Here is a 14154-nt window from a genome sequence, read left to right as displayed (position 1 = left end):
TTTTGTTGTCAGGAGAAAAAGCCATTTGATCAATGATGAAATAACACAAGTTTTATAATTGCCTAATCTGTCACCAACTTACGTTATTTTTCGATAGTTAGTTAAGGTTATTTCATCGAAAAATTGACTTTTTGATATAACGCCCTAGCCTTACATCATTAACTTATGGAGGCTACGCCACATGACAACGAAAACCATTTTTAATCCTGAGCTTTGGGACGAAGTTGAAGGCTTTGATTTCGAAGATATTACTTACCACCGCGCGAAAAATCAGCCAACAGTACGTATCGCGATTAATCGTCCTGACTGCTTAAATGCATTTCGCCCTAAAACAGTTGACGAGCTATTCACTGCATTAGATCACGCACGCCAATGGTCTGATGTAGGTTGTGTACTGTTAACAGGTAATGGTCCTTCTCACAAAGGTCAATGGTCATTCTCATCAGGTGGTGATCAGCGTATCCGTGGTAAAGATGGTTACAAATATGAAGGTGAAGAAGCTGGTACTGCTGATGTTGCACGTATGGGTCGTCTTCATATTCTTGAAGTTCAACGACTGATCCGCTTCATGCCTAAAGTGGTTATCGCAGTCGTGCCTGGTTGGGCTGTTGGTGGTGGTCATAGCCTACACGTTGTGTGTGATTTAACTCTTGCATCAAAAGAGCATGCGGTATTTAAGCAAACCGATCCTGATGTTGCATCATTCGACTCAGGTTACGGCTCTGCATACCTAGCGAAAATGATCGGCCAAAAACGTGCTCGTGAAATCTTCTTCTGTGGTTTTAACTACAGCGCACAAGAAGCTTACGAAATGGGCATGGTAAACAAGGTTGTTGATCACTTTGAACTAGAAGAAGAAGCGCTTCGTTGGGGTAAAGAAATCAACAGTAAGTCACCAACAGCAATGCGTATGCTGAAGTACGGTTTCAACTTACCAGATGATGGTTTGGTTGGTCAGCAACTGTTTGCTGGTGAAGCCACTCGCCTAGCTTACGGTACAGCCGAAGCACAAGAAGGTCGTGATGCATTCCTAGAAAAACGTGACCAAGACTTCAGTAAGTTCCCTTGGCACTATTAATTTAAAATAAACGAATAACGACTATTTGTTTATTTTTAGCTCAATTTTACAAAGCCATGCTGTGTTATACCGCATGGCTTTTTAATACCTACCAGACAACTGATATAAAAACGAAACACTAACCGTTGTAATCATTTCCAGTAAATAACTCGAACGATAAGCCAATAATCAAAAAATACTAAAAAAATTCTGCCGCTTTATCTAAATAAGTGATCATACCCTTTGTATTCTTATCCTCGAAGTTCTAGCATTAGCACCTGATTGAAAACCATCGCTTGTTTTCTCCTTTATCCTTCTAGCTACAGAGTTATTTGCATGAACAACGATAAAAGACCTTTATATATCCCCTATGCAGGTCCTGCACTGCTTGAAACACCACTTCTCAACAAAGGTAGTGCATTCTCTGTCGAAGAACGTATGTTCTTTAACCTTGAAGGGCTTCTTCCTGAAGCTATTGAATCAATCGAAGAACAAACTGAACGTGCTTATCAACAATACCTTAAGTTTGATAACGACATGGATAAGCACATCTATCTACGTAATATCCAAGATACTAACGAAACACTGTTCTACCGTTTAGTTGAAAACCACATCACTGAAATGATGCCAATTATCTACACGCCAACGGTTGGCTCTGCATGTGAAGATTTCTCAAATATCTACCGTCGTGGTCGTGGTCTGTTTATCTCTTACCCGAACCGTGATCGTATTGAAGACATGCTAAACAATGCATCTCGTCAAAACGTTAAAGTTATCGTTGTCACAGATGGCGAACGTATTCTTGGTTTAGGTGACCAAGGTATCGGTGGTATGGGTATTCCAATTGGTAAGCTATCGCTATACACCGCTTGTGGTGGTATTAGCCCTGCTTACACTTTACCTGTTGTGCTTGATGTAGGTACCAACAACCCACAACGTCTTTCTGATCCTATGTACATGGGCTGGCGTCATACTCGTATTACCGGTAAAGAATATGATGCGTTTGTCGATGACTTTATCCAAGCGGTTAAACAGCGTTGGCCTGAAGCGTTAATTCAATTTGAAGACTTTGCCCAAAAGAACGCAATGCCATTGCTAGAGCGTTACAAAGACAAAGTATGTTGCTTTAACGATGACATTCAAGGTACAGCAGCAGTAACTGTTGGCTCTCTACTTGCAGCATGTAAAGCGGCAGGCAGCAAACTGTCTGAACAGCGAGTCACTTTCCTTGGCGCAGGCTCTGCAGGTTGTGGTATTGCAGAAGCAATCATTGCCCAAATGGTGTCTGAAGGTATTTCTGATGCACAAGCACGCAGCCAAGTCTTCATGGTTGACCGTTGGGGCTTATTGATCGATGAAATGCCAAATCTACTTAACTTCCAGCAGGCACTGGTTCAGAAGAAAGAACAACTAGCTGAATGGGATGTGGCTGACAATAACATTTCACTGCTTGATGTTATGCGTAATGCTAAGCCAACCATCTTAATTGGTGTTTCTGGCGTTCCAGGATTATTCAGCGAAGAAGTGATCCGTGAAATGTACGCACACTGTGAGCGTCCGATCATTTTCCCACTATCAAACCCAACTAGTCGTGTTGAAGCAACACCGTTTGATTTGATCCGCTGGACAGATGGTAATGCACTCGTAGCAACTGGTTCACCATTTGACCCTGTTATTTACGAAGGCAAAACTTACCCAATCGCGCAATGTAATAACAGCTACATTTTCCCAGGTATTGGTTTGGGCGTACTTTCTATTAATGCGCGTCGTGTAACCAACGAAATGCTAATGGAAAGTAGTCGTGCACTTGCTGAATGTTCACCACTTGCAATTCACGGTCACGGCCCTCTTCTTCCACCATTAGAAGATATTCAGAAAGTATCACGTAAGATTGCTTTTGCTGTTGCGAAAAAGGCAGTAGAGCAACATAAAGCACCGAAAAATTCAGATGAGCGTATTCGTGAGAAGATTGACGCGAATTTCTGGAAATCAGAATACCGTCGCTATAAACGTACATCATTCTAATTTATCGTTCGTAATAATTAAGAGGTGCCGATATCGGTACCTCTTTTTTTGACTATAAAAACAGCGATGCGTTTTATTACTTGTTTTCGTTGAATATTATTTAAACGACAGCACTATAAAATGACAAAACGCAGACATTAGACTCTTAATTAATAGACATTTTATTGATTGATTAAGGTAAGATAAATATCAGGAACTTTGTATTTTTTGGATGATTATGAAACTGCTAAATTTGATCCGTATCTCTGCAGTTATCTGTATCTTATTTGTCTCATCACTACTGTTATTAGATCGCTGGATATCAGCCCGTACATCCGATCGTATTTATCATGATATCTCTGCGGTACCTAAGCATTCTGTCGGCTTGGTTCTTGGAACAAGTAAATATATAGCTAAAACATTAAACCCGTATTATGAATACCGTATTACGGCAGCCCTTGATTTATACAAACAAGGTAAAATTGATTACTTCTTATTAAGTGGCGATAACGCCCATCGCTCATATAACGAGCCATGGACAATGAAACGTGACTTATTAAAAGCAGGTATTCCTGATGATAAAATCGCATTAGATTATGCAGGCTTTCGTACGCTTGATTCTGTTGTGCGTGCAAAAGAAGTATTTGATGCCGATAACTTCACAATTATTACTCAACAATTTCATTGCGAACGTGCGCTGTTTATTGCTGACAGTTACAAAATTAAAGCGATATGCCTAGCTGTTCATGAACCTAACGGTACAGCCCAGCTAAAGATCCGTATTCGAGAAGTACTGGCTCGAGTAAAAGCGATGAGTGATCTGTTTATTCTAAATGTTCAGCCAAAGTTCTTAGGCCCCAAAGTACCCATTGTGAAGCCTGAAGATCCAGTTGAGAATGTTTCTGAGCCAACATCATCAATCACCTCAGTTGCTCCATTAGCACCATCAGCCAGTAGCAGTACTTCTAGCGCAACACCAAGCCAAAATTAAATTCCCCATAACATAACAAAGCCAGCTTAGTGCTGGCTTTTTACTATTCCTTTTTCGTGTTCATTGTCGATATAAACCGATTTTTAACCGTTTTTATATGCTGCAATGCATCTGCTTTAATTTTCTTATTAAGCTTTACACTTTTACTGATTGTTTGCTTCCCAGCCATATTCTTAACGCCATTTTTACGAGACTTTAACGTCAACTTTTTGTCACTAAACAGTATCATATTCAACTAGGGTAATAAAACTTTATTTGCACTGCGAATTTTTACAGGGTTAACTTATTACCATTAATAACAATAAGTTAATAAGTTACGTAGTGATTTATTTTAAAGATCAAAGTAGAAAATGAGCATGTATCGTAAATATGCATTAATAAGATAATAATTTTATTATTATCCATTGGTTTAAATGCTATATCTCAACATCAATCGGCATAACCATTACACTTTTATTTCTCAACAAAAATTAACCATTTATATACATTAATCACACACTTATTAACCACTTACTCTTATAGTGTTTACGCAATTTGATGCTCATTTTAAAATGCTTTTTACTATCGGAGAAAGGCTATGACTGCACTAACAATAACAATAAGGCAATGGCTCTTAAATCGTAACAGTCTCATTATCATCGCAGACATACTCTTGTTTGCTACCCTACTTAACACCCTACCTTTTGAGGAAAATATCAATCTCGGGCTCAGTATTCTGAGCTTTATCGCCGTACTTTGGTTAACTGAAGCATTGCACGTCAGCGTAACCGCCATTCTTGTTCCATTACTCGCGATATTTTTTGGTATTTTTAAAACACCGCAAGCATTAGCGAATTTCTCTAACCCTATTATTTTTCTATTTTTAGGTGGATTTGCACTCGCTGCAGCTCTGCATAAACAACAATTAGATCAAGTAATTGCAGATAAAGTACTAGTTGCAGCTAAAGGAAAAATGTCAGTTGCAGTCTTAATGTTATTTGGTGTTACTGCTGGCCTTTCAATGTGGATCAGCAATACCGCCACAACAGCGATGATGTTGCCATTAGTGCTTGGCGTATTAAGTAAAGTAAACAATAAAACAGGACATAGTACTTATGTCTTTACCTTATTGGGTATTGCTTACTGTGCCAGTATTGGCGGTATTGCAACGATTGTCGGTAGTCCACCCAATGCAATTGCAGCAGCAGAAGCTGGACTTAACTTTACTGAATGGATGGCATTTGGTGTACCTGTTAGCTTACTACTGTTACCTCTTACCGTTGGATTATTATATGTATTATTAAAACCCAACCTAGACCATCAGTTTGAAATCGATCATACCCCTATTACATGGACAAACGGCAAACTACTTACACTCGCTATCTTTTTATTGACCGTTACATGTTGGATCTTCAGTAAACCAATTAATGCTTATTTAGGTGGCTTTGCAAAGTTTGACAGCGTTGTTGCGCTAAGTGCCATTGTATTATTGTGTGCTTCACGAGTCGTGGAATGGAAAGATATTCAAAAATCAACCGACTGGGGTGTACTTATCTTATTTGGTGGGGGTATTTGTTTAAGTAACGTATTAAAAGCGACAGGCACCAGTGTTTTTCTCGCTCAAGAACTGAGTGGATTTCTCAACCAAGCAGGGTTATTGCTGACTATCTTTATAGTAGCTATCTTTGTGGTTTTCTTAACTGAGTTTGCTAGTAACACCGCAAGTGCTGCGCTACTTATTCCTGTTTTTGCAACCGTTGCAGAAGCGCTAGGAGTATCGCCTGTGATTTTATCGGCATTAATTGCAATCGCGGCATCGTGTGCATTTATGCTACCCGTTGCGACACCACCAAATGCGATCGTATTTAGTACCGGACATATCAAGCAGCAGGAAATGATGCGAATTGGTATTTACTTAAATATTCTATGTATTGTGTTCTTAACACTGTTTGCTTGGCTATTCTGGTAATTAATTGTGAGCAAAGAAGGTGTATTCTTGCACCTTCTTTGTAAATACACTCATTCAAGTTTAATGAGTAATCTTTCTCCATTTTCATTTTGTTTTTCTATTGTACATTTCCCTTTTCTTTCAATTAAATTGATCTGCTCAGATTCCAAGGCGAATGGTAATAGCAGCACAAAACATTGGATACCTTCATTTCGTGATAAAAATAATAAACGAATAATATTCTGTGTATCACTTGCGCTACTTGAAAGTACCTTTAACGCTTCTTTATGTAGCTTTTCTGCTGGGCTTATTTTCGATGAAATATTGGTAGTGATATTCATCTCAAAAGACGGCACAAGGCTTTGAATAAAATCAATAAACGTCCATTTCTGGCGGCATAGAAGAGAGAGAAAATGCGTATAATCAAATATGATTAGTTCTTGCTCTGATGTATTAAGTACTGTTTCCATAACTATCCTTAGGTAGGAACGTAACATCAATCATTAATCCTTGTCGTTACGACTATACGTCTAGTTTTCTATCAAGCTAAATAATCGCAATTGCATTTGTGAAGAATGTCACACCATTTTTCTGTTTTAACATTACAAAAAACAGATAAAAAACAATTAATTAACAGAATTAAAACCAATATTTATCACGTAAAATTGCTATTATGCATAACTTATATAGTTTTATTCCTAGCAAGGAAACTCTCCCGTTTTAACAATCAAAAATATCCCTTAAACAATTTTTCGCAATCTGCTCTATTTATTAAGAATAAAACGCATTTATAAATTTATTAATAACATAAAATAAATTAAAAACGTTGTATTTATATATAACTGCTTTAGAAAGTATTATTTTAAAAAAACGACTGGAAAGTTTGTCTCTAGAGGTCTAGAATTGCCACGTTTTGGGGAGTAGTCACAATTGTTCGCCTGTCGTCATCTCGAAGTCAACGCTTCCGGCAGCCGTGAATGGATTTGTATTTATATTCAATGCACCATTTTGACGAGACCAATGCCATTATCGCTTGCACTGTAAGTGTAAATAGACTCAAGCACCTTGCTTGAGTTTTTTAATGCGCGTGAGGTTTATTGTGAAACACCCTTTTACCATGCCTTCCGCGTTTTTAATCCCTATGCGATAACCTTTGTTGTAAAGCTATATCATCCTCTTGCTATTGGTGTATCGATCATATTCATAAATCACCAATACAGTTTGTGTTGTACTGCAAAGGTTATTACCCAAGGTCGATTTTTAGGAGAAATTCTATGAGCCTTTTTAGTTACGAAGGGTTCGCTGTTTTAACAGTGTTAATGTTTGCATTAGATCTATATCAAACCCGTGGCGGCAAAGTATCAATAAAGAAAGCAGCAATTTGGAGTGTATTTTGGGTTCTACTCGCCTTCTTATTTGCTGTGTTTATTTACTTCAACTGGCAATTAATGGCGCCAGAAAGCACTTACAGCAACACTAAAGCGGCAACCGCTTTTGTAACGGGTTATCTATTAGAGAAATCATTAAGTGTTGATAACTTATTTGTATTTGCGCTGATCTTTGGTCAATTCATGGTACCAGAGCGTCTACGTCCACGCGTATTAATGCTGGGTGTTGTTGGTGCGCTATTGCTTCGTGGCGGTATGATTGCTGTGGGTGCACAGCTACTTGAAGACTTCCACTGGGTGATGTACATCTTCGCAGCATTCCTTTTATACACTGGCTTTAAACTATGGAAAGAAGACGAAGAAGAGCAAGAAGATTTCTCTGATGCACTTCCTGTACGTATCGTTAAGCGTTTCTTCAAGGTCACTGATGATTACCACGATCATAAAATGTTCGTGAAAAGTGATAAAGGCTGGTTAGCAACACCACTATTAGTTGTTGTTGCTGTTATTGCATTAACCGACGTAATGTTTGCTTTAGACTCTATCCCAGCAATCTTTGCAGTTACTCGTGAACCGTTCTTAGTATTTACAGCTAACGTGTTTGCCCTACTTGGCTTACGTTCACTGTACTTCGTTCTTGAAGGTATGCTAACGCGCTTCTGCTACCTACGTGTAGCACTAGCATTCATTCTAAGCTTCATTGGTTTGAAAATGCTATTGGTAGGCACTGCATGGGCGATCCCAACAGCGGTTTCACTATGTGTGATTGTTCTGACTATCTCAATCGCTATTGGTGCATCATTATGGAAAACACGTAATGATGAAGAACCAAGTGCTGATCATCAAAACTAATCAGCCATAAAAAAACGCCACAGTTCACTGTGGCGTTTTTGTATCTCTAGGCTGAACGCTGAATTAAGCTAATGAAGCAACAATCTCTGTTAACTCAACAGGGTTACTAACAATAAAATCAGGCTTAACGTAAGTTAGCTGCTGGTGATCCGCTTCTTTTTGCGTATCAACCCAAATACTCTTAATACCTGCATTATTTGCACCGGCAATGTCAGCGGCTAATGAGTCGCCCATATGGATCGCTTCATGAGGTTTACATCCCACTAAGTCTAGCGCTTTCTCAAAAATACTTAATGCCGGTTTCTCTTCAGGCTCTTCCCCACCCACAATGATATGATCGACATACTGCTGCATTTCTGTCGTCGCTAGCTTAGGATGCTGCGAGAACACTGGACCATTAGTGATCACTACCAGCTTATATGTTTTACGTAGTGCCACCAGCGCGTCTTTCATACCAGGGAAGAAATCAAACCCTGCCATTCTTGTCTCATCAAAACACGCTTGGATCGCAACAGCAGAGTCAAAAGGTAAATCAATACCCTGCTCTTTAAACAATACAATGATCAAATTCTGACGGAAATACAATTCATCATTTAAAAGCGGAACTAGCTGCGGTAATTCATCATTTAACTTTTTATATACCCCTGCAACGTAACGTTCTAAGAAAAGATCAGCATCTAACTGTGGGTATAAATCCGCAACATATAACTTTAATTGTGCTACGGCATGTTTATCAGCCAAAGAAGTGGCACATAAAGTTTCATCCATATCAAGAAAAATAGCTTTTAACACATTCACCTTCTTTGTTATCGATTACAGGCAGCTCAATAGTACCTAGCAAACCTTATGATAAATAGTTTAAACGTAAAATAAATTACGCGGATTGACGAATATCACTGATTTTGTATACAAAAAAGCCAGCAATCTAGTGCTGGCTTCTTACTACTTCAACAAATTAATGTTTAAAGTCTTTCATTGTGATGAATTTGTTTTTAATTGGTTTTGGGCTTGGTGAATCATAACCGTAAATATCTTCGCGCATTTGCACCATACCATCATGATCAACCCAAGCTGTTAGATAAACAAAATCTACATCAATGCGCTTAGATAAGCTGATCGTCTTTTGTTTTTCTGCATCTAGCATTTTCTTAAACGGTGGAATATTGCCACGGTTTTGGTAGTCAATCACATAGTTTGCTAAGTCATAAGCTCGCTCAACACGCACACAGCCAGAGCTTAAATCACGCTTAGTTTTACTAAATAGACCACGAGCTGGCGTATCATGTAGGAAAATAGCGTAATCGTTAGGCATTAAGAACTTAACACGACCTAATGAGTTGTGTGGACCAGGGCCTTGCTGGAACTCATGTGGGAACGTTTTTGGATTAACTGCTAACCAATTAATGCTAGTTGGATTAATCACTGTGCGATCACGCCAGCTATTTAAGATCTGCATATTATGCTGCTTTAAATAACTAATATTACGTTTAACCTTAGGGATCACATCATGCTGTTTGATCGTAATTGGTACGTTCCAGTAAGGGTTCACCACCATCGTTGTGATTGAAGATGAGAATAAGTTTGTTGGGCGAGTGTCACGACCAACAATCACTTTAGATTCAAATACAACGTTGCCTTTATCGTACACTTCTAGCTTGTAGTTAGGAATGTTTACCCAAATATGAGGACGACCTTCTACATGTTTGTTTAACGTCGCCACACGTAATGTGTTTAAAGCTAATCGACGAGCGATCTCGTTATATGGCATCACTAACTGCTGAACAGTTGCAGAACCAATAATACCATCACTTGCTAAACCGTGACGCTTTTGGAATGCCTTTAAGCTTTCAAAAACAGCCCCAGTATTGGTGATTTTCGCTTGATGAGATAAGTGTTCATAGTGCGCTTGATCCATATCACCTAACGTATAAAGCACTTTCACCAACTCGTGACCATGAGGCATTGTGTCACCTTTACGGTAAACTCGAGTAAAGTCAGATGCTTTTAATGTATGTGCAGGAAGGCTTTGGAACTTAGCGATCATTTCCATCGTTGGTTTAAATGAAATGTAACCAGGACGGAATTGTTCAAGCTTACCCATAGACATTGGGTAAGCATCTACGCCTGTTGCGTAATCTGTCATCACCCTGCTCATTTGCACAGGTTTTGATAGGAACAATACATTACGGTGGGTCGCAATGTAGTTTTGAAATGCACGATACACATAGTAAGTATCAGTCGCTAACAGATCGTAAGCTTGATCGTTATGCTCGCTTTCTAGCTTATCCATTTCAGAGATACGCTGTGCTAAACCAGGTAGCATCTTTGTATCAGCAACCGCTTTTAGTTGTAGCTCAAATTCATCGCGTAGCGCTTTATCATGCCAAATTGGGTAGAACTTATTTTCAGCATAAGCTTGCTCAATTTGTGGCTTGAAACACACTTTGCTTACCGCATCAGCACATAGCGTTCTTGTACTTAATACACTTTGGTTATTCAAAGAAGACCAATCAACAGTGCCTGCACTAACAGGAGCCTCTCTATCATTTACAGGAGGAAGTACTACTGAGTCTGCTTCTGGTCCAGTAACTTGAACATAGTTATGTGGTGCTACAGGTGTTGCCAATTCAACTGCATATGCACTACCTGGAAGAATCAGAGATAAAGCAAGAAGCTTACTTAAGCGTTGAGTGCCAACACGCTGAGGATTTAACATCTTCAAAGCGATCCTTATCTAATAAAAGAAGACTGATATCCGTATTTCAATAACCAAACGCACATTGACAAGTAACGCTCATACATACGGTACATAAACGATATCGTCTTTAATAAAGCCGATAACTGTATATTTAGACAAATTTTTGATTTCGATACAATTCAAATAACGCAACTTTAAATATTAATTATCCCGTATCAAGATTTTTTATGTTGAATGAGCTCAAATCATAAAAAATAAAACATTGATTTTTAAAGATAAAACATAACGATTAAAAATGGTGTTCATAAAAACACCATTTATCTAAAATATTAAATACTGCGAGTTATTCGACGTTTTATCGAGAGCTTACTTTCAGCATTGTTCAAAAAACGAACTTACTTGTTGTTTTCGCGGTAGTATTCCCACTCTTCAACCACTTTACCATCAGCAAGATGACAATACCCTACCTCACCTTTTTCTTCTTTTTTAATCTCAAGTTTGCCACCCTGCTTTTCACAGTAAACAGAAGCTGGATTCGCCATACCAACGGCTTCTTTTTTTGGTTGCTCCGGCTGTTTTGGTTCTTCTTTATTACAGCCAGCTAACGCTGCCGTCATACCAACAACTGATAATAATAATGCCCACTTTTTCATACTAATTATCCTTCTACTTATGTTTTCCTTTTTGGAAAAGCTATATTAATTCTTTTTCACTTCTGGAAATAACATATCTCGACTAAAGTGCCGCCATACAATAACAAGTACGGTTACGAGCAATGTCATCACAATTAAAAATCAAACAGATTATTACTTCACCTACATTGAGTCCTAAACAAAAAAACCTGTTTCTCTCCTTAGAAGCTGAAGCAATTGTAGACTATATGTCTGTAAGTGACGAAATTTTGCTAGCTAAAGATGAAGGCATTATCTGTGACATGTTTGAAAGTAACGCTCCTTTCAAACCTCGTTACGTGCTACCAGACTATGCAAAATACCTTCAGCATGGTTCGAGCTATTTAGAGCTAGAGCCTGCAAAAGATTTGGACGACGCATTAAATGCACTGACAATTATTTATCACCATGTTCCGTCAGTCACTAATTATCCTGTCTATATCGGGCAGCTTGATGATTTATTGTTACCATTTGTTAACAATGAAGATGAAGCAAGCATTTATAAGAAATTAAGAAACTTCTGGATCATGCTTGATCGCACCCTACCTGATGCCTTCATGCATGCCAATATTGGTCCTACTGACAATATTATCTGTCGTACAATTTTAAAAATTGATGCTGAACTTAAACAAGTCGCACCAAATTTGACCTTTATGTATGACGCAGACATCACACCTGCATCATTACTAGAGCAAGCTTGTAAAAACATTTGTGAATGCAGCAAGCCACACATTGCAAATTATCCAATGTTTAAAGATACCTTTGGTGAGCAAGGGTTTGGCATTGTGAGTTGTTATAACTCACTTCCTCTTGCTGGTGGCGCGAATACATTAGTACGTTTGAATTTAAAAGAAGCAGCGAAAAAAGCATTGGATGTAGATGATTTCTTAACGCAAGTGCTGCCTCACTACTGCCAATTAACCTTTGGCCTTATTGACGCTCGTTCAGCTTTCTTACATGAAGAATCGAATTTCTTTAATAGCTTCTTAGTACAAGAAGGTTTAATTGAAGAAGCCCGTTTTGCTCCAATGTTTGGTATTTATGGCATGGCTGAAGCCGTTAACCTGCTATTAGAAAAGTCAGGTTCAACTGAACAATATGGTCATAGTGCAGCAGCAAACACGTTAGCATTAGCAATTACCGAATTACTAAGTGACATTGTGACGAATACACCAGTGAAATACGGTTATAAACAACGTGCATTACTGCATTCACAAGGTGGAATTAGCTGCGATCAAGACGTGACCCCAGGTATTCGTATCCCTTATGGCAGTGAGCCTGATCCAGTCACTCACGTAAAAGCACTGGCAGCACACCATAAATACTACCTATCAGGGATCAGTGACATTCTGACCATTGATGAAACAGTAAAACAAAACCCGCAAGCCATGGTTGCATTATGCCAAGGTGCATTAAATATGGGCTTTAGAGAGTTTACGGCCAACGTGCATTCCAATGATTTAGTACGTGTGACAGGCTATATGATCAAACTTTCAGATGTCGCCAAACTTAAACAACAAGGCTCACGAACCAACACCACATGGTTAGGTTCAGAAGCCAGTGAGCAAACCGCCATTTTACAGCGCCTGCCAAGGGTATTAAGCCACGAGCAAATGCCGAAATTTGAACAACTAGTCGGTAATAAGTAAGAGTTTAAACAATGATTTCAGCCTCTATCAGTAAAATTCTAAATTTTTCATGCGTAGATGGACCTGGCAACCGAATGGTTATCTTTTTTCAAGGATGTAATTACAACTGTAAAAACTGTCATAATCCTCAAACCATTGGGGTATGTAATCATTGTACTGCCTGTGTAGAACACTGCCCTACACAGGCACTTCAAACAAAGTACATTGATAACAAACCGAAAGTGATCTGGAATAAAGCAGCATGTACAGAATGCGATAAATGCATTGAGGTATGCCCTAAACAAGCAAGCCCTAAAACAGAATCTATTTCAGTTTCGCAGCTAATTGAAAAGATCCAAGAAAATCGACTTTTCATTAATGGTATTACGGTCTCAGGTGGTGAAGCATCGCTGAACTTACCCTTTATTGTCGCACTGTTTAGATTGGTTAAAACTACAGCTTCATTAAAACACTTAACCTGTATGATCGACAGTAATGGTAGTTTAGGCACAACTGGCTGGAAACACTTATTACCTTATTTAGATGGGGCGATGATTGATCTCAAAGCATGGCATGATGAAACCCATCATTGGTTAACGAACAGAAGTAACCATCGTGTATTTGAAGCCATCAACTTCCTGCATTCTCATAATAAATTACATGAGATAAGGTTGCTTCATATTCCAGATAAAACGGATTTCCTCGAACATATCGAGCAAGTGTCTCATTACTTACGCCCATTTTCGGGCAGCGTAAAAATAAAGCTTAACGCATTTAGACACCATGGTGTTACAGGTGAGGCACTTAGCTGGGATGAATGTAGCAAAGAAGAAATCGATAATTTCCACAATAAGTTAGCACAACACGGAGTAAAAAATATCGTATTACCTGCGATGTACTAATAACAATTGTCTTTTCGAGAGTCGCGGTATGGATAG

11 protein-coding genes are annotated in these 14154 nt (G+C 38.7%); 7 read left to right on the top strand and 4 right to left on the bottom strand.

Annotated features, from left to right (window positions below; genetic code table 11):
• Positions 1-181 precede the first annotated feature (181 nt).
• The 4 genes from Q7657_RS16010 (at position 182) to Q7657_RS15995 (ending at position 6000) form a co-directional block, all read left to right on the top strand.
• Positions 182-1078: a 1,4-dihydroxy-2-naphthoyl-CoA synthase gene (locus Q7657_RS16010; protein ID WP_008986980.1), complete on the top strand. Its 897-nt coding sequence runs from the start codon at positions 182-184 to the stop codon at positions 1076-1078.
• Between the two features lie 315 nt (positions 1079-1393).
• Complete coding sequence (locus tag Q7657_RS16005) at positions 1394-3082, top strand: NAD-dependent malic enzyme (RefSeq protein ID WP_107167356.1); 1689 nt, start codon at positions 1394-1396, stop codon at positions 3080-3082.
• Between the two features lie 217 nt (positions 3083-3299).
• The gene (locus tag Q7657_RS16000) at positions 3300-4052 is read left to right on the top strand and encodes a SanA/YdcF family protein (protein WP_107167382.1); all 753 of its coding nucleotides are present in this window, start codon (positions 3300-3302) and stop codon (positions 4050-4052) included.
• A 577-nt stretch (positions 4053-4629) separates the two neighbouring features.
• A complete protein-coding gene (locus tag Q7657_RS15995) occupies positions 4630-6000 on the top strand; it encodes an SLC13 family permease (protein ID WP_107167358.1) in 1371 nt (456 codons plus the stop codon).
• A gap of 50 nt (positions 6001-6050) precedes the next feature.
• On the opposite strand, the gene Q7657_RS15990 is transcribed toward Q7657_RS15995, so the two are convergent.
• Entirely contained in the window at positions 6051-6449 is a 399-nt protein-coding gene (locus Q7657_RS15990; protein ID WP_053988105.1) for a hypothetical protein, read from the bottom strand.
• A gap of 804 nt (positions 6450-7253) precedes the next feature.
• Between Q7657_RS15990 and Q7657_RS15985 the strand changes: the two genes are divergently transcribed.
• Positions 7254-8219: a TerC family protein gene (locus Q7657_RS15985; RefSeq protein ID WP_053988106.1), complete on the top strand. Its 966-nt coding sequence runs from the start codon at positions 7254-7256 to the stop codon at positions 8217-8219.
• Positions 8220-8282: 63 nt separating this feature from the next.
• Here Q7657_RS15985 and Q7657_RS15980 read toward each other — a convergent pair whose 3' ends face one another.
• The 3 genes from Q7657_RS15980 to Q7657_RS15970 form a co-directional block, all read right to left on the bottom strand.
• Positions 8283-9011 (bottom strand): HAD family hydrolase, encoded by a 729-nt coding sequence (locus Q7657_RS15980; protein ID WP_107167359.1) that lies wholly within the window; start codon positions 9009-9011, stop codon positions 8283-8285.
• 163 nt (positions 9012-9174) lie between these two features.
• Positions 9175-10935 (bottom strand): L,D-transpeptidase family protein, encoded by a 1761-nt coding sequence (locus Q7657_RS15975; protein WP_107167360.1) that lies wholly within the window; start codon positions 10933-10935, stop codon positions 9175-9177.
• Between the two features lie 377 nt (positions 10936-11312).
• A complete protein-coding gene (locus tag Q7657_RS15970; RefSeq protein ID WP_053988109.1) occupies positions 11313-11570 on the bottom strand; it encodes a putative hemolysin in 258 nt (85 codons plus the stop codon).
• 122 nt (positions 11571-11692) lie between these two features.
• On the opposite strand from Q7657_RS15970, the gene Q7657_RS15965 reads away from it, so the two are divergent.
• A complete protein-coding gene (locus Q7657_RS15965; protein ID WP_107167361.1) occupies positions 11693-13237 on the top strand; it encodes a YjjI family glycine radical enzyme in 1545 nt (514 codons plus the stop codon).
• An 11-nt stretch (positions 13238-13248) separates the two neighbouring features.
• Positions 13249-14118: a YjjW family glycine radical enzyme activase gene (locus Q7657_RS15960; RefSeq protein WP_181319904.1), complete on the top strand. Its 870-nt coding sequence runs from the start codon at positions 13249-13251 to the stop codon at positions 14116-14118.
• Positions 14119-14154: the final 36 nt, after the last annotated feature.

The sequence above is a fragment of the Candidatus Photobacterium acropomis genome, assembly GCF_030685555.1.
Taxonomy (GTDB): Bacteria; Pseudomonadota; Gammaproteobacteria; order Enterobacterales; family Vibrionaceae; genus Photobacterium; species Photobacterium lucens.
The sequence above is the reverse complement of the archived record's forward strand: the minus strand, read 5'-3'. Positions and strand labels throughout refer to the sequence as shown.

Excerpts from the sequence above, each read along its gene's own strand:
- Q7657_RS16010 (WP_008986980.1), top strand. The coding sequence starts at position 182 with ATGACAACGAAAACCATTTTTAATCCTGAGCTTTGGGACGAAGTTGAA.
- Q7657_RS16005 (WP_107167356.1), top strand. The coding sequence starts at position 1,394 with ATGAACAACGATAAAAGACCTTTATATATCCCCTATGCAGGTCCTGCA.
- Q7657_RS16000 (WP_107167382.1), top strand. The coding sequence starts at position 3,300 with ATGAAACTGCTAAATTTGATCCGTATCTCTGCAGTTATCTGTATCTTA.
- Q7657_RS15995 (WP_107167358.1), top strand. The coding sequence starts at position 4,630 with ATGACTGCACTAACAATAACAATAAGGCAATGGCTCTTAAATCGTAAC.
- Q7657_RS15990 (WP_053988105.1), bottom strand. The coding sequence starts at position 6,449 with ATGGAAACAGTACTTAATACATCAGAGCAAGAACTAATCATATTTGAT.
- Q7657_RS15985 (WP_053988106.1), top strand. The coding sequence starts at position 7,254 with ATGAGCCTTTTTAGTTACGAAGGGTTCGCTGTTTTAACAGTGTTAATG.
- Q7657_RS15975 (WP_107167360.1), bottom strand. The coding sequence starts at position 10,935 with ATGTTAAATCCTCAGCGTGTTGGCACTCAACGCTTAAGTAAGCTTCTT.
- Q7657_RS15970 (WP_053988109.1), bottom strand. The coding sequence starts at position 11,570 with ATGAAAAAGTGGGCATTATTATTATCAGTTGTTGGTATGACGGCAGCG.
- Q7657_RS15965 (WP_107167361.1), top strand. The coding sequence starts at position 11,693 with ATGTCATCACAATTAAAAATCAAACAGATTATTACTTCACCTACATTG.
- Q7657_RS15960 (WP_181319904.1), top strand. The coding sequence starts at position 13,249 with ATGATTTCAGCCTCTATCAGTAAAATTCTAAATTTTTCATGCGTAGAT.